Annotated in this window: 13 protein-coding genes; 7 read left to right on the top strand and 6 right to left on the bottom strand. The window is 71.5% G+C overall.

Going from position 1 to position 19,574, the window contains the following annotated elements; translation table 11 throughout:
* Positions 1–81: 81 nt before the first annotated feature.
* From ACSSVZ_RS00665 to ACSSVZ_RS00650, 4 genes are all read right to left on the bottom strand, one after another.
* The gene (locus ACSSVZ_RS00665) at positions 82–705 is read right to left on the bottom strand and encodes a TetR/AcrR family transcriptional regulator (protein ID WP_453967666.1); all 624 of its coding nucleotides are present in this window, start codon (positions 703–705) and stop codon (positions 82–84) included.
* A 310-nt stretch (positions 706–1,015) separates the two neighbouring features.
* Positions 1,016–1,330 (bottom strand): YdeI/OmpD-associated family protein, encoded by a 315-nt coding sequence (locus ACSSVZ_RS00660; RefSeq protein ID WP_453967665.1) that lies wholly within the window; start codon positions 1,328–1,330, stop codon positions 1,016–1,018.
* Between the two features lie 331 nt (positions 1,331–1,661).
* The gene (locus tag ACSSVZ_RS00655) at positions 1,662–1,847 is read right to left on the bottom strand and encodes a hypothetical protein (RefSeq protein ID WP_453967664.1); all 186 of its coding nucleotides are present in this window, start codon (positions 1,845–1,847) and stop codon (positions 1,662–1,664) included.
* A 248-nt stretch (positions 1,848–2,095) separates the two neighbouring features.
* Positions 2,096–2,650, bottom strand: coding sequence for a histidine phosphatase family protein (locus ACSSVZ_RS00650; RefSeq protein ID WP_453967663.1), 555 nt, complete (start codon positions 2,648–2,650; stop codon positions 2,096–2,098).
* Positions 2,651–2,950: 300 nt separating this feature from the next.
* Here ACSSVZ_RS00650 and ACSSVZ_RS00645 point away from each other — a divergent pair, with 300 nt between their 5' ends.
* The 4 genes from ACSSVZ_RS00645 (at position 2,951) to glgX (ending at position 12,779) form a co-directional block, all read left to right on the top strand.
* On the top strand, positions 2,951–5,470 hold the full coding sequence (locus tag ACSSVZ_RS00645; RefSeq protein WP_453967662.1) for a glycogen/starch/alpha-glucan phosphorylase: 2,520 nt from the start codon (positions 2,951–2,953) through the stop codon (positions 5,468–5,470).
* A 196-nt stretch (positions 5,471–5,666) separates the two neighbouring features.
* The gene (gene glgC / locus ACSSVZ_RS00640) at positions 5,667–6,932 is read left to right on the top strand and encodes a glucose-1-phosphate adenylyltransferase (protein WP_453967661.1); all 1,266 of its coding nucleotides are present in this window, start codon (positions 5,667–5,669) and stop codon (positions 6,930–6,932) included.
* 100 nt (positions 6,933–7,032) lie between these two features.
* Positions 7,033–8,490, top strand: coding sequence for a glycogen synthase GlgA (gene glgA, locus ACSSVZ_RS00635; RefSeq protein WP_453968019.1), 1,458 nt, complete (start codon positions 7,033–7,035; stop codon positions 8,488–8,490).
* A complete protein-coding gene (gene glgX / locus ACSSVZ_RS00630; protein WP_453967660.1) occupies positions 8,487–12,779 on the top strand; it encodes a glycogen debranching protein GlgX in 4,293 nt (1,430 codons plus the stop codon). Before glgA ends, glgX begins: the two co-directional genes overlap by 4 nt.
* On the opposite strand, the gene ACSSVZ_RS00625 is transcribed toward glgX, so the two are convergent.
* Both ACSSVZ_RS00625 and ACSSVZ_RS00620 read right to left on the bottom strand, forming a co-directional pair.
* Complete coding sequence (locus ACSSVZ_RS00625; RefSeq protein WP_453967659.1) at positions 12,757–13,923, bottom strand: acetyl-CoA acetyltransferase; 1,167 nt, start codon at positions 13,921–13,923, stop codon at positions 12,757–12,759. The genes glgX and ACSSVZ_RS00625 overlap by 23 nt on opposite strands.
* Before the next feature lie 267 nt (positions 13,924–14,190).
* Complete coding sequence (locus tag ACSSVZ_RS00620; RefSeq protein WP_453967658.1) at positions 14,191–15,165, bottom strand: FecR family protein; 975 nt, start codon at positions 15,163–15,165, stop codon at positions 14,191–14,193.
* Between the two features lie 271 nt (positions 15,166–15,436).
* Here ACSSVZ_RS00620 and ACSSVZ_RS00615 point away from each other — a divergent pair, with 271 nt between their 5' ends.
* The 3 genes from ACSSVZ_RS00615 to ACSSVZ_RS00605 all read left to right on the top strand — a co-directional run bounded on the left by ACSSVZ_RS00615 (position 15,437) and on the right by ACSSVZ_RS00605 (position 19,485).
* A complete protein-coding gene (locus ACSSVZ_RS00615; protein ID WP_453967657.1) occupies positions 15,437–16,585 on the top strand; it encodes a tetratricopeptide repeat protein in 1,149 nt (382 codons plus the stop codon).
* A 3-nt stretch (positions 16,586–16,588) separates the two neighbouring features.
* Entirely contained in the window at positions 16,589–18,829 is a 2,241-nt protein-coding gene (locus tag ACSSVZ_RS00610) for a CHASE2 domain-containing protein (RefSeq protein ID WP_453967656.1), read from the top strand.
* 368 nt (positions 18,830–19,197) lie between these two features.
* Entirely contained in the window at positions 19,198–19,485 is a 288-nt protein-coding gene (locus ACSSVZ_RS00605) for a GIY-YIG nuclease family protein (RefSeq protein WP_453968017.1), read from the top strand.
* Positions 19,486–19,574: the final 89 nt, after the last annotated feature.

The raw sequence follows: 19,574 nt of genomic DNA, 5'->3' as shown, positions 1-19,574 counted from the left end.
CCAGTCGGAAGGCGGCGGCCTTCCGGTCTCGGGAAGACGGTGCGAACGAAGCCGGCGCGGCGCACCGCGCCGCCGGCCAGATCAGGGCCGGGGCAGCGCCTTCAACGCCTGGTCCGCCGCGTCCATCATGTACGAGCGGTCCCGGCCGACCTTGCCGACGACCCGGAACCCCTGCAGCACGCACAGAAGGTGTGCGGCGGCGGCGTCCACGTCGACGGTAGGATCGATCGACCCGTCGGCGACCCCTTCCCGGATGAGTTCCCTCAGAAGCGTCTCGATCCGCGCCAGGGCGGCAGCGACCTTTTCGGCCATCTGCGGATCGAACGCGGCAATCTCCACGGCACTGCCCGTCACCAGGCAGCCGCGCCGCCCTTCCTCGTCGTGGGAGAGGTCGGCATAGGAGCGCAACAGCCCCCGCACTTTCGCAAATCCGGACCCCTCCGCCGCAATCGCCGCGCGGATCTGGCCGTCGCGCACCGCCTTGTAGCGGTCGAACGCGGCCAGGAAGACCGCCCGCTTGTCGGCGAACGCCTTGTAGATGCTGCCCGGCGTGAGCTTCATCGCCTCGCCGAGTTCGGCGAGCGAGGCGCCGTGATAGCCGCGCTCGCGGAAGACCAGCAGCGCGGCATCGAGCGCGGCGTCGACATCGAACGCGCGGGGACGGCCTGGACCGCGGCGGGCGTGGGGGGTGGAAGCAACGTGCATGACGCTCAATTAGGAAATGAACACTTCCAAATCAAGCCGAAATATCGGACGCCGGTCGATGGCATCAGGTTCAAGAGGCCGGCGCTTCCTGGCGGCAGAATCCGACGCCCTGGCCCGCATGGAAGAGCGCATCCCGGGTGGGATGCGGTGACTGTTGCGGGTGAGCTGAACCGGCGACGTTTACGTGCAGGGCCGTCCAGAGCATTTCCCGTTCAGATCGAAGCGATCCGGACGAAAAGGAACTGCTCAAGGGATCGAATCTGGAGCCGTTTCTTATCGATCAGGTAAGTCCACCTGATCGGAAAAGGCTCTAGGAGCGGGCCTTTCCCTGCTTGTCGATCAGGACTGCCTGCTGCCATCGGCCCGGCGCCTTGTCGGTGCGATGGATGCAGCCCGCCCAACAGCAAGGTCGCTTCTTTCCCTCCAGGAGCTCTTCACGGGTCCGCTCAATGCGACGTTGACGCGTCTTTGCCTGTTTCGCGTCATCGACCCAGCAGATGAACTCATTCCGTCCGAGCGGAGTCAGGTTTTCCCAGAGCGTCAGGACCTTCGGATCCGATCGCACGGCTGCCTGCAGGTCCGCACCTGCCTCGTGGACGGTACCATGGGGAAATTCGGTCGTCACAAGACCTCCGGGCGGGCTCATCCGAGCCGCGTTCGTGGATGCAGCAAAGAACGGCAGCTTCCGAACTTGCCCGCGGAGTCGAGACCTGTCCACCACGAGGCCGCCCCCGCCCAGACCATGCGTGCACCCGGCGTCAGATTCTCAGCACCGTCCCATTTCCGGTTCGGATCGAACTGATCCGAGGAAAGGGAACGGCGCGACCGAACTGAATCCGGCGCCATTTCGCATCGATCCCTGGGCCCGCCCGATCGGAACAGATTCGAGCACCGGCGCGCCCGCGCCGGCCGAAGCGGATCGAGCCACAACCGGACACGGCCGAAAACCGCCGGGATCAGGATCCGTCCTGCACGGAAGAGCGAAGGGTCGACACAGCCGCCGGCGAGACCTTGAAGTAACGGGCGATCTGAACGTCCGACATTCCGAGGTCGGTGAGCGCGCGAAGGTAGCTTGCCTTTACCGGCCAGGCGTTGGTCGCCCTGGCGCCGACGGATGCTTCCTGCTGCAGATGGTCCACCATGACGTCCCTCCCTGAAGGGTTCAGACCGCGTCCCGTCGCGGCCCGTCGGTGTCGAGCTCCACGTTCGTCTTACGAACAGGTAATGCGCGCTTCGGGCAAAAACACGACCGCCGATCGTTAAAATCGCGATCCTTCGATTCGTTCCGCCCTCAGCCGCCGCCAAACGCAATAAAGCGGCCGGCGACGAGCGCGCCGGTGAGCTCGATGTTGTCGCCGATGGTCCAGCTCCAGCCGTGGTGGGACGCGCTTCACAGCCGGAGCCGGCCGACCACCTCGCCGCCGCCGGGACCCGGCTTCAGCACCACGGCCTCGCCCTCGCGGGGGAAGACGCCGGTGAGCGCCGTCACGTTCACCTGGTGCGACACCAGCACCAGCGCGCCCGGGCCGCGCCATCGCCGCACGATCTCGCGCACCGCCGCGGTCTGGGCATCCCGCGAGGCGCGGTCCTGGAAGAAGGAATCGAGCGCCGGCTCCGGCTCGGCCAGATCCGGGAAGGCGAGCTGCGCGGTGTCGCGGGCCCGGCACCAGCGCGAATGCAGGACCTGGCCGACCTCCACGTTCTCGGCCCGGAAGCGGGCGCCGATGGCCACCGCCTGGGCGCGCCCCTCGGCGGAGAGATTGCGCTGGGTCGCGCAGTCGCCGAGCCGGAAGTCCTGCGGATCACCCGTTCCCGGAGCCCGCGCATGGCGCATCACCGCGACCCCACCGTCGCGCAGGGCCGTCCATGCCTCGTCGGCGGCGGCGGCGGCGGCCGTGACCGCGACGAGGATGGCGCAGGCCAGGGCGAAGGGGCGCAAGCTCATGATCATCCTCCTTGCCGGGGGTGCGGGGCATCGCGGTGCCGGACCGCGGGCTGCCCACGGTACGCACCGGCCGGCCGGGCGGATTGGCGGTCTGTACCATTCCGGATGCATCTCCCCCGGAAATCGAGCCGGCGAACTAGCATCCTCCGCCGCTTGGGGCCACAATGGATTCCTTCGAAACAGACCCGCTCGCGGGGGGGCGAGCGGCTTGCCCTTTCGCGACGCACGGGCCAGAAATCCGCCACGTCCGACCTGACCTTCGAAGACGCCGCCCCCGCGGCCGCAATCATTCGAGTCCCCATGACAGACCATTCGACCGAGACCGCCCAGCCCGTCACTCCGGGTGACGAGACCGAAGCGCAGCCGCAGCGCCGCGCCGGCGACGACCCGCATCGCCCCGAGTTCTGGCAGATCCGCATCATCGCCAAGCTCGTCTACCAGGTCGGCAAGGACCCGGAACATGCCGAGCCGCACGACTGGTACATGGCCACCGCGCTGGCCGTGCGCGACCGCATCGTCGACAGCTGGATCCCGGCGACGCGGGCGACCTACAAGCAGTCGGCGAAGCGGGTCTACTACCTGTCGCTGGAATTCCTGATCGGCCGGCAGCTCTACGAGGCGGCCTACAATCTCGGCTACGCCGACGCGATCGCCGGCGCGCTGGAGACGCTGGGGACCAACCTCGACACCGTCCGCAAGCTGGAACCCGACGCGGCGCTGGGCAACGGCGGCCTCGGCCGCCTCGCCGCCTGCTTCGTGGAAAGCATGGCGTCGCTGGGCATCGCCGGCTTCGGCTACGGCATCCGCTACGACCACGGCCTGTTCCGCCAGGCGCTTCCCGACGGCTTCCAGCGCGAGCTGCCGGAGGACTGGCTGGCCAACGGCACGCCGTGGGAGTTCAAGCGGCCCGAGGTCGCCTACGAGATCGGCTTCGGCGGCACCGTCGAGGCGCCCCACGACGCCCACCATCTGGGCGCCCGCACCTGGAAGCCCGGGGAGACGGTGCGCGCGGTGGCCTACGACAACCCGATCGTCGGCTGGCGCGGTGACTACGTGGCCACGCTGCGCCTTTGGGCAGCCCGCTCGGTCGACCCGATCAGCCTGGAGGAATTCAACCGCGGCGACCACGTGGGCGCCCTGTCGGCGCGCGCCAAGGCCGAATCGATCTCCAAGGTGCTCTACCCCTCCGACTCCAATCCGGCCGGCCAGGAGCTCCGGCTGCGCCAGGAGTTCTTCTTCACCTCCGCCTCGCTGCAGGACCTCATCCGCCGCCACGTCCAGCAGGGCCTGCCGCTGGAGAAGCTGGCCGACCACGCCGCCATCCAGATGAACGACACCCATCCGGCGATCGCCGTGGTGGAGTTGATGCGGCTGCTGGTCGACGTCCACGAGGTGCCGTGGGCGAAGGCCTGGGACGTCACACGGGCGACGCTCTCCTACACCAACCACACGCTGCTGCCGGAGGCGCTGGAGACCTGGCCGGTGCCGCTGATGGAGCGCATGCTGCCGCGGCACATGCAGATCATCTACCTGATCAACGCCTTCGAGCTCGACCACATCCGGGCGACCTTCGGCGACGACGGCGCGCTGCTGGGCGAAGCGTCGCTGATTTCCGAGGCCAACGGGCGCGCCGTGCGGATGGGCAACCTCGCCTTCGTCGGCTCCCACAAGATCAACGGCGTGTCGGCGCTGCACACCGACCTGGTCGGCAAGACCATCTTCAGCGGCCTCAACCGGCTCTATCCGGACCGCATCGTCAACAAGACCAACGGCATCACCTTCCGCCGCTGGCTGTTCCAGTCGAACCCGGGGCTGACCCGGCTGATCCGCGACGCCATCGGCGACCGCTTCCTCGACGACCACGAGGCGCTGATCGAGCTGGCGCCGTTCGCCGACGACGCCGGCTTCCGCGAGGAGGCGGCGCGCATTCGCCGGCAGAACAAGGTGGCGCTGTCGGCGCTGGTGAAGGAGCGCGTCGGCATCACCCTCGACCCGGACGCGCTGTTCGACGTGCACATCAAGCGCATCCACGAATACAAGCGCCAGCTGATGAACATCCTCGACGCGGTGGCGCTCTACGACGCGATCCGCTCCAACCCGATGCACGACTGGCGGCCGCGGGTGAAGATCTTCGCCGGCAAGGCGGCGGCCAGCTACGACGTCGCCAAGCTGATCATCAAGCTCGCCTGCGACGTCGCCAAGATGGTCAACGCCGACCCGACGGTGCGCGGCAAGCTGAAGATCGTGTTCCTGGAGAACTACAACGTCAGCCTGGCGGAGACGATCATCCCGGCCACCGACCTCTCCGAGCAGATCTCCACGGCGGGCATGGAGGCGTCGGGCACCGGCAACATGAAGTTCGCCCTCAACGGCGCGCTGACCATCGGCACGCTGGACGGCGCCAACGTGGAGATCCGCGACCGCGTCGGGCCGGAGAACATCTACATCTTCGGCATGACCGCCGACGAAGTGGCCGAGCGCCGCGCCCAGGGGCTGAGCATGGTGGAGACCATCGCCGCCTCGCGCCACCTGTCGGAGGCCCTCGACCAGATCACCATGGGGGTGTTCTCGCCCGACCAGCCGGACCGCTACCGCGACCTCGTCAACGCGCTGACCCATCACGACTACTTCATGGTCACCGCCGACTTCGAGGCGTACCGGGCGATGCAGGTGCACGTCGGCAACGAGTGGAAGGACCCGGCGCTGTGGTGGCGCAAGTCGGTGCTGAACACCGCGCACATGGCCTGGTTCTCGGCCGACCGCACCATCCGCGAGTACGCCAGCGAGATCTGGAACGCCAAGCCCGTCGTCCCCGAATGAGCCGGCCGGCGCGGCCCGCACTGTCACCGCGACGACACATCCGGCCGGTTTGATCCGGTCCCGGGCTGCCGATTGCCGGCAAGCTGCCGGGCTGCCATCATTTTTACTTTCGGGGACGCGCCGCCGGCGCGAGGATGCACGCGAATCGCGCCGCCCGCGCCGGACCTGCGGACGGCCAGTCTTGAAGGACCGGACCATGGCCTCTCAGCGCGACAATGCGCCCCTCGCCCGTTCGGCAATGGCATACGTGCTGGCCGGCGGCCGCGGCAGCCGCCTCCTGGAACTCACCGACCGGCGGGCCAAGCCGGCGGTCTATTTCGGCGGCAAGACGCGGATCATCGACTTTGCGCTGTCGAACGCGGTGAACTCCGGCGTGCGCCGCATCGCGGTGGCCACCCAGTACAAGGCCCACAGCCTGATCCGCCACATGAACCGCGGCTGGAACTTCTTCCGGCCCGAGCGTAACGAGGGCTTCGACATCCTGCCGGCCAGCCAGCGCGTCGCCGAGGACCGCTGGTATGCCGGCACCGCCGACGCGGTCTACCAGAACCTCGACATCATCGAATCCTACGAGCCGGACTACCTGATCATCCTGGCCGGCGACCACGTCTACAAGATGGACTACGAGCTGATGCTCGCCCAGCACGTCGACCTCGGCGCCGACGTGACCGTCGGCTGCGTCGAGATCCCGAGCTCGGAGGGCTCGGCGTTCGGCATCATGCACGTGAACGACCGCGACCGGGTGGTGTCGTTCGTGGAGAAGCCGGCCAGCCCGCCGGAGATCCCCGGCCAGCCGGGCCGGTCGCTGGCCTCGATGGGCATCTACGTGTTCAGCCGCGAGTTCCTGTTCGAGCAGCTCCGGGCGGATGCGGCCGACCCGACCTCCGGCCACGACTTCGGCAAGGACATCATCCCCAAGCTCGTCGCCGACGGCAACACCTGGGCGCACCGCTTCGAGGCGAGCTGCGTGCGCTCCGGCGCCGAGCGCTCCGCCTACTGGCGCGACGTGGGCACCATCGACGCCTACTGGGAAGCCAACATCGACCTGACCGAGATCGTCCCGGAGCTCGACCTGTTCGACCGCGACTGGCCGATCTGGACCTATTCGGAGCTGACCGCGCCGGCGAAGTTCGTGCACGACGCCGGCGAACGGCGCGGCTACGCGATCTCGTCGCTGGTGGCCGGCGGCTGCATCGTCTCCGGCGGCTCGGTGCAGCGCTCGCTGCTGTCGTCGCACTGCCACGTCCACTCGTTCGCCAGCGTGTCGTTCTCGGTGGCGCTGCCGGAGGTCGACATCGGCCAGGGCGCCCGCATCGACCGCTGCGTCATCGACCGCGGCGTGAAGATCCCCGCGGGGCTCGTCGTCGGCGAGAACCCGGAAGACGACGCCCGTCGCTTCCGCCGCACCGAGCGCGGCATCTGCCTGATCACCCAGCCGATGATCGACGCCCTTGGCAGCTAAGGCACCCCGCCCGGGCCCGCCCGCACCCCGCCGCCGCTCCGCGCCGCCGGCAGCCGCGGGCACGGATGCCGCGCGTCCGGACGCCCCCGCCGGCCCGCCGCTGCGGCTGCTGGCGGTGGCCTCGGAGATCTTTCCGCTGGTGAAGACCGGCGGGCTCGCCGACGTGGTCGGCGCCCTGCCCGCCGCGCTGCAGCAGGAGCACGTCGCCACGCGCACCCTGGTGCCCGGCTACCCGGCCGTGATGGTGGCGCTCGGCGGGGCCGAGCAGGTGCTGGATCTCTCCGCCACGTTCGGCGGGGGCGCCCGGGTCCTTGCCGCCACCGCCGCCGGCCTCGACCTGTTCGTGCTCGACGCGCCGCAATTCTTCGACCGGCCCGGCGGCCCCTACGGCCAGCCCGGCGGCGGCGACTGGCCCGACAACGGCGTGCGCTTCGGGGCGCTCGCCCGCGCGGCGGCGCTGATCGCCCACGGCGCCATCGACGGATACCGGCCCGACGTCGTCCACTGCCACGACTGGCAGGCGGGGCTGGTGCCGGCCTACCTGCACTTCTCCGACCAACCGTCGCCGCCGTCGGTCGCGACGATCCACAACATCGCCTTCCAGGGCCAGATGCCGCGCGAGATCCTCGGCGCGCTGGCGCTGCCGGCCGAGGCCTACGCGGTGGAGGGCGTCGAGTACTACGGGTCGATCGGCTACCTGAAGTCGGCCGTGCGGCTCGCCGACCGGGTCACCACGGTGTCGCCGACCTACGCCCGCGAGATCCGCACGGCGGAGTTCGGCATGGGGCTGGAAGGGCTGATCCAGGCGCGCGGCCGGGACGTCACCGGCATCCTCAACGGCATCGACCTGACGGTGTGGGACCCGTCCACCGACGCCGCCCTCGCCGCGCCCTTCGGCAGGACGACGCTGGGCCGGCGGGCGGCGAACAAGCCGGCGCTGCTGGCGCGCTTCGGCCTCGACCCGGCGAGCCGGCGGCCGCTGTTCGGCGTGGTCAGCCGCCTGACCTGGCAGAAGGGCCTCGACCTGCTCGCCGAGGCGCTGCCGACGCTGCTGGCGCTCGACGCCGATCTCGTCGTGCTGGGCTCCGGCGAGCCGGCGCTCGAGCAGGCGTTCCGCGCCGCGGCCGACCGCCATCCCGACCGCATCGGCGTGCAGCTCGGCTACGACGAGGCGCTGGCCCACGAGATCCAGGGCGGCGCCGACGCGCTGCTGATCCCCTCGCGCTTCGAGCCATGCGGGCTGACGCAGCTGTGCGCGCTGCGCTACGGCGCCATCCCGGTGGCGGCGCGGGTCGGCGGCCTGAGCGACACCATCATCGACACCAACGAAATGGCGCGCCAGGCCGGCATCGGCACCGGCGTGCTGTTCTCGCCGGTCGGCCGCGAAACCTTCGAGCAGGCGCTGGCGCGCACTTGCGATCTGTTCCGCCTGCCCCAGGTCTGGCGCAGGATGCAGTCGAACGCCATCCGCACCGATGTGGGCTGGAGCGCGCCGGCACGCGCCTATGCCGACCTCTATCGCTCCCTCATTTCCTCCCCGGCAGCCCGATCCACATGACCGCTTCCTTCACCGTCCATCCCGGCAAGCCCGAGCCGCTCGGCGTCACCGTCGAACCCGGCGGGCTGAACGTCGCCGTCGTCGCGCCCGACGCCGAGGCGATCGAGATCGTGCTGTTCGACGCCGACGGCCAGGTGCAGACGGGCTCGGCGATCCTGCCGGCGCGGCGGGCCGGCATCCACCACGGCTTCCTGAAGGGCCCCGGCGCCGGCACCCGCTACGGTCTGAGGGCCTATGGTCCGTACGCCCCCGAGCAGGGCCTGCGCTTCAATCCGGCAAAGCTGCTGGTCGACCCCTACGCGCGCGCCCTCGACCGGCCGTTCGTGCACGACCCGTCGCTGTGCGGCACGGCCGAGGACGGCAGCCGCGACCTGCGCGACACCGCCGACCTGGTGCCGAAGGCGATCGCCACCGCGCCGATCCGCGCCACGCCGCGGCCGTTCGCGGTGAACCGGCTGGAACGGCCGCCGCTGGTCTACGAACTGCACGTGAAGGGCTTCAGCCAGACCCATCCGGCGATCCCGGAGGCGCTGCGCGGCACCGTCGCGGCGCTGGCCCACCCAGCAGCGATCGACCACCTGAGCGGGCTCGGCGTCACCGCCGTCGAGCTGATGCCGATCATGGCGTGGATCGACGAGCGCCACCTGCCGGCGCTCGGGCTCACCGACTACTGGGGCTACAACACCATGGCGTTCATGGCGCCGGACCCGCGCATCGCGCCCGGCGGCATCGACGACGTGCGCAAGGCGGTGGCGGCGCTGCACGGCGCCGGCATCGAGGTGATCCTCGACATCGTGCTGAACCACACCGGCGAGAGCGACGAGCTGGGCGCGACGCTGTCGTTCCGCGGCCTCGACAACGCCGGCTTCTACCGGCTCGATCCGCACGACCGGGCGCTCTACGTCAACGACACCGGGTGCGGCAACACCGTGGCGCTGGACCGGCCGCACACGCTCAGGCTCGCCATGGACGCCATGCGCTACTGGGCGATCGCGGCGGGCGTCGACGGCTTCCGCTTCGACCTTGCCACCACGCTCGGCCGCCGCGCCGGCGGCTACGACCCCGAGGCGCCGCTGTTCCAGGCGATCGAGCAGGATCCGATCCTGCGCGGCCTGAAGATGATCGCGGAACCCTGGGACGTCGGCCCGGACGGCCATCGGCTCGGTGCGATGCCGCCGCGCTGGTCGGAGTGGAACGACCGCTACCGCGACACCATCCGCCGCTTCTGGCGCGGCGACGACGGCATGGTGGGAGACCTTGCGACCCGTCTGACCGGGTCGGCCGACATCTTCGCCGGTGCCCGGCGGCCACCGTCATCGAGCGTCAACTTCATCGCCGCCCACGACGGCTTTCCGGTCGCCGACATCGTCTCCTATGTGCACACCCACAACCACGCCAACGGCGAGAACAACCGGGACGGCCACGGCGCCAACCACTCGTGGAACCACGGCATCGAGGGACCGAGCGACGACCCGGAGGTGATCGCGGCGCGCGACCGGGACGTGGCCAATCTGCTGGTGACGCTGTTCGTCTCGCGCGGGCTGCCGATGCTGTCGATGGGCGACGAGCTGGGCCGGACCCAGCGCGGCAACAACAACGTCTACGCCCAGGACAACGCCACCGCCTGGATCGACTGGGCCAGCGCCGACCCGGCGCGGATCGCCCTGGTCGGCAGGCTCTCCGACCTTCGCCGGCGGCATCCGGCGCTGCGCGCCGACGCCTATCTCACCGGCCACGCGGTCGACGAGCGCGGCCTGCCCGACATCGAGTGGCGCACCGTCGCCGGACACGCCATGGAAGCGGCCGACTGGGACGATCCGGCGACGCGCAGCCTGGTGGCGATCGTCTATGCGGCCACCGGCGGCGCGAGCGGCGGCGACCGGGTCGCCGTTGCCTTCAACGCCGGCGCGGAAGCGCTGACCGCGACCCTGCCGCCGCCCCGCGACGGCCACGGCTGGCGCGTCGTGGTCGACACCTTCGCCGCCGACCGGATCGCCGGCCGCGACCTCGACGGCGTCACCCTCACGCTCGGCGCCCGCAGCGCGGCGATCGTCGCGGAAGTCCCCGAACGCGGCGGACGCACGCTCTCCTCCGGCGCCCGGGCGGCAGAACCGCGGGTGCTCGACCGGCTGTCGCAGGCCGCCGGCATCGCGCCGGAATGGGTCGGCGTGCTGGGCGACCGCCACCCGGTCAACCCGGACACGCGCCTGGCGCTGCTGGAGGCCATGGGCCTGCCGGCCACGACCAACGAGGCGGCGCACGCGAGCCTCGCCGTGCTGTCGCGGGCCGGTGCGAGGCGCCCGCTGCCGCCGCTGGTGGTGGCCGAGCCGGGGACGCGGGCGATCGTCGCGATCCCGCGCGAGCCGAACGGCCGGCCGCCGCGCGCGCTGCACCTGCGGCTGGAGGACGGCGCCGAGGAGATCGTGCCGATTCCGCTCGACGCCGCCCAGGACGAGATCACCGCGCCCGACGGCGGCACCGTGCGGCGGACGCTGGTGCGGCTGCCGAAGCTGCCGTTCGGCGACCACCGGATCCGCCTCGACGAGCGCGAGGAGCGGGAAGCGACCGCGCGGCTGATCGTGACGCCGCGCGCCTGCTACCGGCCGCCGGCCCTGGAAGAAGGCCGCCGGTTCGGGCTGCAGGCCAACCTCTACAGCCTGCGCCGCGACAGCGACCAGGGCCTCGGCGACTTCGCCACGCTGGCCCAGCTCGGCGCCGATGCCGGGGCGCTGGGGGCGGCGGCCGTGGGCATCAATCCGCTGCACATGCTGTTCCCGGGCGACCGCGAGCGGGCGAGCCCCTACCACCCCTCCGACCGGCGGTTCCTCGACCCGATCTACCTGGACATCGACGCCCTCGCCGACCTGCCGGCGGCGGCACGGCCCGGCCACCCGGCGACCCGGCTGATTGACTACAAGGCCGTTTGGGAGGCCAAGCGCACGGCGCTGGAGGCGGCCTTCGACCGCTTCCGCCACCGCCCGACGGACGACGACGCGCGGCGCGCCTTCGAAGCGTTCCTGACCCGGCGGGGCCGGCCGCTGATCGCCTTCGCCACCTACCAGGTGATCGCCGAGGACCGGCCCGGCGTGCCGTGGATGCGCTGGCCATCGCACCTGCGCCGGCCCAACGCCGCCGGCATCGGCGAGGTCCAGTCGCACAATCCGGGCCGTGTGCTGTTCCACTGCTGGCTGCAGTGGCAGGCGGAGCGGCAGTTCGAGGCGGCCGCGCGGCACGCGGCCGACGCCGGGCTTTCCATCGGCATCTACCGGGACCTCGCCGTCGGCAGCGCCCCCGACGGCGCCGAGACCTGGGCCGAGCAGGACCATTTCGCCGACCGGGTGTCGATCGGCGCGCCGCCGGATCCGTTCGCTGCCGAGGGGCAGGTCTGGGCGGCGCGGCCGCCGATCCCCTACCGGATGCGCGACATCGGCCACCGGCCGTTCTCGGCGCTGCTGTCGGCGAACATGCGGCACGCCGGGCTGCTGCGCCTCGACCACGTGATGGGGTTGTCGCGGCTCTACTGCGTGCCGGAGGGGGCCCCCGCCGCCGACGGCACCTATGTGAGCTACCCGCTCGACGAGCAGCTGGCGGCGCTGTCGCTGGCCAGCCACCGGCACCGCTGCGGCGTCGTCGGCGAAGACCTGGGCACGGTGCAGGAGGGCCTGGGCGAGCGCCTGGCGGAAGCCGACGTGCTGTCGACGCGGGTGGTGTTCTTCGAGCGCGAAATGGGCGGCGGCTTCAGCCCGCCTGCCACCTACAAGGCGCGGGCGGCGACCTGTGCGGCGACCCACGACCTGCCGACCATCGCCGGCTGGTGGAGCGGCGGCGACATCGACATCGCCGCCCGGCTCGGCCGGACCGCCGACCCGGAGGCGGCGCGGGCCGGGCGGCACGGCGAACGGGAGCAGCTGCTGGCGGCGCTCGCCGACGCCGGCATCGCCACGGCGGAGCTGCCAGGCGCCGACGACGCCCACCCGGACGCGCCGACGCTGGCGGCGCTGGTGGCGGCGGTGCATGCGTTCCTGGCGCAGTCCCCGTCGGACCTGGTGCTGCTGCAGACCACCGATCTGGCCACCGAGGTCGACCCGGTCAACGTGCCCGGCACCGACCGGGAGTGGCCGAACTGGCGCCAGCGCCTCGACCACGCGCTGACGCGCACCGAGCTGGCGGCGCGGCTGCCGGAGGCCTACCGGGCGCGGGGGCTGACCGCCCCCGCCGGGCCCCCGGAGGTCCCGGAGGCCACGGAGCCCGAGGCGCCCGAGGCGCCTACTTCAGGGCCTGAAGGATAGACACGTAGTTGGCGACGGCGGCGCCGCCCATGTTGAAGATGCCGGCGGTCTCGGCGCCCTTCACCTGCATGTCGCCCGCCTCGCCGGCGAGCTGCATGGCGGAGACCACGTGCATCGACACGCCGGTGGCGCCGATCGGGTGGCCCTTCGCCTTGAGGCCGCCCGACGGGTTCACCGGCAGCCGGCCGTCCATGTAGGTGGTGCCCTCTTCCAGCACGCGGGCGCCCTGGCCTTCCGGCGCCAGCCCCATCGCCTCGTACTCGATCAGCTCGGCGATGGTGAAGCAGTCGTGGGTCTCCACGAAGGAGAGGTCGTCGAGGGAGAGGTTGGCGCCGGCGAGCGCCCGCTTCCAGGCCTCCGCGCAGCCCTCGAACCGGACGATGTCGCGCTTCGACATCGGCAGGAAATCCTGCACGTGGGCGCCGCCGCGGAAGGCGACGGCCTTCCGCATGCCGAGCGCCGTGGTGGTGTCGGCGAGCACCAGCGCCGCCGCGCCGTCGGAGACCAGCGAGCAGTCGGTGCGCTTGAGGGGGCCGGCGACGAACGGGTTCTTCTCGCTCTCGGCGCGGCAGAAGTCGTAGCCGAGGTCCTTGCGCATCTGGGCGAAGGGGTTGGCGACGCCGTTCTTGTGGTTCTTCGAGGCGATCTTCGCCAGCGCGTCGGACTGGTCGCCGTGGCGCTGGAAATAGAGGTCGGCGATCTTGCCGAAGACGCCGGCGAAGCCGGCCGGCGTGTCGCCGTCCTCGGGCAGGTAGGAGGCCTTCAGCAGGTTCTGGCCGATCTCCGGGCCGGGCGTCTTCGTCATCTGCTCGACGCCGACGACGAGGACGATGCGCGCCGACTTGGCGGCGATCGACTTCAGCCCCTGGTGGACGGCGCCCGAGCCGGTGGCGCAGGCGTTTTCCACGCGGGTGGTCGGCTTGAAGCGCAGGTCGGGATGGGCCTGCAGCACCAGCGAGGCGGTGAAGTCCTGGGGCGAGAAGCCGGCGTTGAAGTGGCCGAGCACGATCTCGTCGACGTCACGGGGCTCGACCCCGGCATCGGCCATCGCCTGGGTGGCGACCTGGACCACCAGGCTCTCGACGGTCTCGCCCTCGAGCCTGCCGAATTTCGAGTGGGCCCAGCCCACGATTGCTGAACACATGTACGACGCTCCTCGAGCCTTTGCCGCCGGACCGACCCGGACCGGATGGCGGTGCTCCCTGTTCACTTTGCGGCCATGCCCGGGCGGGCCGGCGTCTGCGATCTCCGCGCGCGGCCGCCGCCCCGACCGGTCCGGCCGATGCGGCGAAGCGCGGCGCGCGCGCAGGTTCGGACAAGAACATGGCGCCGCGATGCCGAAAGAGCAATCCGTCCGGTCGGCGCGGATGCGCGGATGCGCGGACGCCGGGACCGGCGGCCGGTCCGTCCGTCAGATGCCGTTGGACGGCGGCGCGGTGTCCAACGAGTTCGGCGCCGTGCCCGGGGTGTTCGGCGTTTGCGGCACCTCCGGCACCGTGGGCTCGGGCGTCGGGGCCGGCACCGGCTGGACGTCGATCACCGGTGGCGGCGTCGGGGCCGGCTCGGGGGTCGGCTCCGGGGTGGGTTCGGGGGTCGGCTGCGGCACCGGTTCGGGCGCGGGCGGCGGCGGCGGCTCGTAGCCCTCGATCTGATCGCGCCGGTTGAGCTGGTCGACGTCGTCGCGCGACGGGTCCCGGACGTAGCGCGGCAGGTCGTCGAGCTGCAGGTGCCAGCCGTAGAGCGGGAACGACACCGGCCCGATGATGCGGCGCAGGCTGCCGTCCCAGCGCTTCGGCCCGTCGATGCGCCCGCCCGCCTGGATCAGCAGATAGGTGCCCGGCCGCACGATGCCGACGCAGCCGCGCGCCGAACAGACGTCGCTGGCGCCTTCTTCCAGCAGCACCACGACGGTGCGCGGCCGCACGAAGATGTCGAGGATGGTGCCGCGCACGCCGATCGTCGCGACGGGGGTCTTGATCGTATAGGACTGCGGCCGCGACGAGCCGGAGACGAAGCGCAGCGCGCCGCGGGCGATCTCGACGGTGACCTCGCTGGCCCGCCCGCCGCCGGCATAGACGAAGCGGTCGAGGACGACCGCCGATGCCGGGCCGATGTTGAGGCTGGTCTCGTCGAGAAACAGCACCTGGGTGTTGGACCTGGTGCCCGTGGTGATGGTCTCGTCGCGGAACACGCCGTCGCCCACCGCCAGCGTGCGGGTGCGGCCGCCGGCGTTGCCGCTGACCTCGCGCACCACGGTGGAGGTGACGCCGATGCCGTCCTGGGCGCGCGCCGGCGGGCCCGCCAGCGCCAGCACCGCGGCGAGCGATGCCGCCAGCGCCGGCGCGCATCCGGGCATCCGTCCCGACAGTCGGCGGGGATCTGGCATCGCGGCGGCGCTCCTCGTCCTGGCGGGGTCCCGGCCGGACGGATGCGCGCACGCGCCGTCGCCATCGGCCCCGACCGGCCTCGATCCATCCAATATTGCCACGGCGCCTGCGAAAGTCGTGTGATTATCGTCACGCCCGGAGTCTTTTTTTGCCCGGCCGGCGTCATCGCGGGGTGTGCCGCCGCGCGAAAGTCAGTAATCTCGCGCCGTTCAACGCGTTCCGTAAACACGACGATCTTGCCGGTCTCGTCATTGAGGAACAGAAGCGCCGATGCAGCGTCGATTTGGTGAGATAGTCGGCCGCGTTGCTTTGGCGCTGGCGGTCTTCGGCGCCGGGCCGGCGCTGGCGGACGCGCCGGCCGACGAGATGGGCGCGCTGTTCCGGCAGATCCTCGCCGACCCCACCGACACCGACGCCAACCTCGCCTATGCGCGCGCCGCCGAACGGCGCGGCGAGAAGCGCAAGGCGCTGGCCACCTACGAGCGCGTGCTGCTGAACGATCCCGGCAACCGCGAGGCCCGCGACGGGCTCTCCCGCATCCGCCGGGCGATCGAGCCGTCCTGGACCAACGTCACCGTTTCGACGGGCGTCGGCTATAATTCCAACCCGCTGCAGCGGCCCGACACCGCGACCCGGCCCGACAGCGTGTTCGGCCTGATCGACGCCCGCTTCCGCGACGAGCGGCCGCTCGGCTGGTGGCGCTGGCGCTCGGAATTCGCCGCCGGCGGCGTGCTCTACGACCGCACCAGCTCGATGAACACCGGCTACGTGCTGGGCTCCGTCGGCCCGCTGATCCCGGTGGCCGGGCGCTTCGCCGCGCGGCCGATCGCCATCGCCGGCTACCGCTGGCTCGACGGCACCGACCTCTACGGCGAGATCGGCGGCGGCGTGGAGATCGAGGGCCGATTCCAGGGCGCCGTGCAGGCGCTCCGGCTGGCCGCCGTCTACCGCGACTACGGCGAGGACTGGTCGTCGGACACCGGCCCGGTGGTGGACCTGGAGGGCCGCTTCTCGTTCCCGGCCCTGCTGTTCGGCTCCGACGCGCTGTTCGTGCGGCCGCGGCTGCGCTGGTCGGATGTCGGCTCGGTGCCGACGCCGTTCCTGCCGACCCAGTTCGAGGCCGGCCGCTACTGGGAGATCGGCGGCCGCATCGACTACCGGGTGGCGCTGGCCGACTGGGCAACCGCGGGCATCGGCATGGGGCTGTACCAGCGCTGGTTCGCCGACGCGCCGACGGCCGGCGGCAGCGACCGCGAGGACACCTACTTCGCGCCCGGCGCCAACATCGCCTTCTCCAACCTGCTGACCGACAGCGTCGACCTGCAGGTCGACTACGTCTACCAGATGCAGACGTCCAACGACGCGGCACGGGAGTTCGATGCGCACCTGGTGATGGGCCGGCTGGTCGGGCGGTTCTAGCGCATGGACGGGGCGCCCCGGCGCAGGCGGCTCAGGCGCACCGACCGGCGGGCGCGGATCGCGGTCGCGCTGGTGGCGCTGGCGATCGTGGCGGGGGCGCTCGCGGTGCGCGCCGCCGACCCGTCGCTGCTCTCCCATTTGCGCAACCTCGCCTTCGACGAATACCAGCGGCTGGCGCCGCGCCTCTACGACCCGGCGCTGCCGGTGCGCATCGTCGCCATCGACGAGGCATCGCTCGACGCCCTCGGCCAGTGGCCGTGGCCGCGCGCGCGCCTGGCCGAGATCGCCGCGCGGCTGACCGAGGCCGGCGCCGCGGCGGTGGCCTTCGACCTGGCGCTGTCGGAGCCGGACCGGACCAGCGCCGCGACGGTGCTGCGGCAGATGCCGGCAAGCCCCGAGCGCGACCGGCTGCTGCAGGGCCTGCCGGCCGAGGGCGACAGCGACCGGGTGCTGGCGGAGACGCTCGCCGGGGTGCCGGCGGTGCTGGGGCTCATCCTCACCCATGGCGCCGCGGACGACGGCGGCGTGCCGGCGAAGAGCGGCTTCGCCAGCGCCGGCGACGACCCGAAGCCGTTCCTGCCGCACTTTTCGGGCGTCACCGCGCCGCTGCCGGCGCTGGCGGCGAGCGCCCCCGGCCTCGGCGCGATGAACTGGATCCCCGACCGCGACCAGATCATCCGCTCGGTGCCGCTGCTGTTCGTGGTGGGCGAGACCGTCGTGCCGGGGCTGGCGGCCGAGGCGCTCCGGGTGGCGCAGGGCGCCTCGACCTACGTGGTGCGCGCCTCCAACGCCAGCGGCGAGACGGCGTTCGGCGAGGCGACCGGCGTCAACGCGGTGCGCATCGGCGCCCTCACCGTCCCCACCGACGCGGGCGGCGCGGTCCGCATCCACTATGCGCCGTCGACCGAGGCGCGCTACCTGTCGGCCGCGGCCATCGCCGACGGCCGCTTCGATCCGGAAGCCGTGGCGGGGCGCATCGTGCTGGTCGGCGCCACCGCGCCCGGCCTGCTCGACCTGCGCGCGACGCCCCTCGACGCGGCCGTGCCCGGCGTGGAGGTCCACGCCCAGCTGCTGGAGCACATGCTGTCCGGCACGCTGCTGCAGCGGCCCGACTGGGCGGGCGGGCTGGAGACGGTGGCGTTCGTGGTGCTCGCGGTCGTCATCGCGCTGTCGGCGGCCTACCTGCCGGTCCGGGCGAGTTCGGCGATCGGCGTGCTGGGGATCGCCGGCTGGTGCGGCGCGAGCTGGCTGGCGTTCCGCGGCGACGGACTGCTGCTCGACCCGACCTTCCCGGCGATCTCGGCGGCGGCGGTGCTGTTTGCCACCGTCGGCTATGTCGCCTTCCGCGAGGAGCGCGGCCGCCGCGAGATCCGCTCGGCCTTCGGCCGCTACGTGGCGCCGGGCCTGGTGGAGGAGCTCGCCCGCGACCCCGGCCGGCTGCGGCTCGGCGGCGAGATCAAGGACATGACCATCCTGTTCACCGACATGCGCGGCTTCACCACCGTGTCGGAGGGGATGGACGCGGAGCGGCTGACGGCGTTCGTCAACGCCTTCCTGACGCCGCTCACCGACACCATCCTCGCCAACCGGGGCACCATCGATAAGTACATCGGCGATGCGGTGATGGCGTTCTGGAACGCGCCGCTGGACGACGCCGACCACGCGCGTCACGCCTGCCGGGCGGCGCTGGCCATGCTGAAGGCGATCGAGGGCTTCAACGCCGCGGATCACGGCTATCCGCCGGTGGCGATCGGCATCGGCCTCAACACCGGCCTCTGCTGCGTCGGCAATCTCGGCTCGGAGCGACGGTTCGACTATTCGGTGATCGGCGACGACGTGAACGTCGCCTCGCGGCTGGAGGGCCAGACCAAGGCCTACGGCGTGCCGATCATCGTCGGCGAGCGAACGGCGGCCGCGGTCCCCGATTTCGCGCTGATCGAGTTCGACCGGGTGCGGGTGAAGGGCAAGACCGTGCCGCTCAGCCTGTTCGCGCTGCTCGGCGACGCGGAGACGGCGGGGGCGCCAGACTTTCAACGCCTGAAGGCGGCGGCCGACCGGCTGACGGACGCCTACCGGGCGGGCGCGTTCGCCGACGCGGCCGCGGCGCTGGCCGACCTGGAGGCGGCCGACGCCTCCGGCACGTTCGCCACCCTCGCCGCGATCTACCGCAGCCGGCTCGCCGAGTATGGCGGGCACCCCGCCCCCGCCGGCTGGACCGGCATCCACGACCTCGACAAGAAGTAGGCGGGACGGCGGGCCGAAGAGGCGAACCCCGAATGGGAGGATCTCTACGAGATGCTGAACCAATAGGTCCCGGTGACAATTTCACTCCGCTCATTCCGGCGGAGGCCGGAATCCAGTTGCCGAGGATCGGCTGACAAGGTGCCGGCGGATGGATGCGGGGGTGCAGATTCCTCCGCACGATCGGTGGCTGGGGTCAGAAACATAGGGGAATGCTCGGACCGGCGGCGCGTGTCCTCCCGTTCCGGGCGGGCGGACGGGCCGCAACTGGATTCCGGCCTCCGCCGGAATGAGCGGAGGATGTGGCGATGGCGGCGCGACCGGCCTATCCTGGCGCATCCTTGGGACGACAGGGAGCAATGCCCGGCACCATGGCGTTCAGCGTCTATCTTCTGGCGAGCGGCCGGAACGGCACCCTGTATCTCGGCATGACCGACGACCTCGCGAGGCGCGTGCACGAACACCGCGTCAAGACGCGAAGCGACTTCTCGGCCGCCTACGGCGTGGACCGCCTGGTCTGGTACGAACAGCATGACAGTCGGGAGGCGGCCTTCACCCGGGAGCGTCAGATGAAGACCTGGCACCGCGGCTGGAAGCTGCGGCTGATTGAAGAGGCGAACCCCGAATGGGAGGACCTCTACGAGACGCTGAACCAATAGGTCCCGGTGACAATTTCACTCCACTCATTCCGGCGGAGGCCGGAATCCAGTTGCCGAGGATCGGCTGACAAGGTGCCGGCGGATGGATG

Source organism: Amorphus sp. MBR-141 (assembly GCF_053628695.1).
The sequence above is the reverse complement of the archived record's forward strand: the minus strand, read 5'-3'. Positions and strand labels throughout refer to the sequence as shown.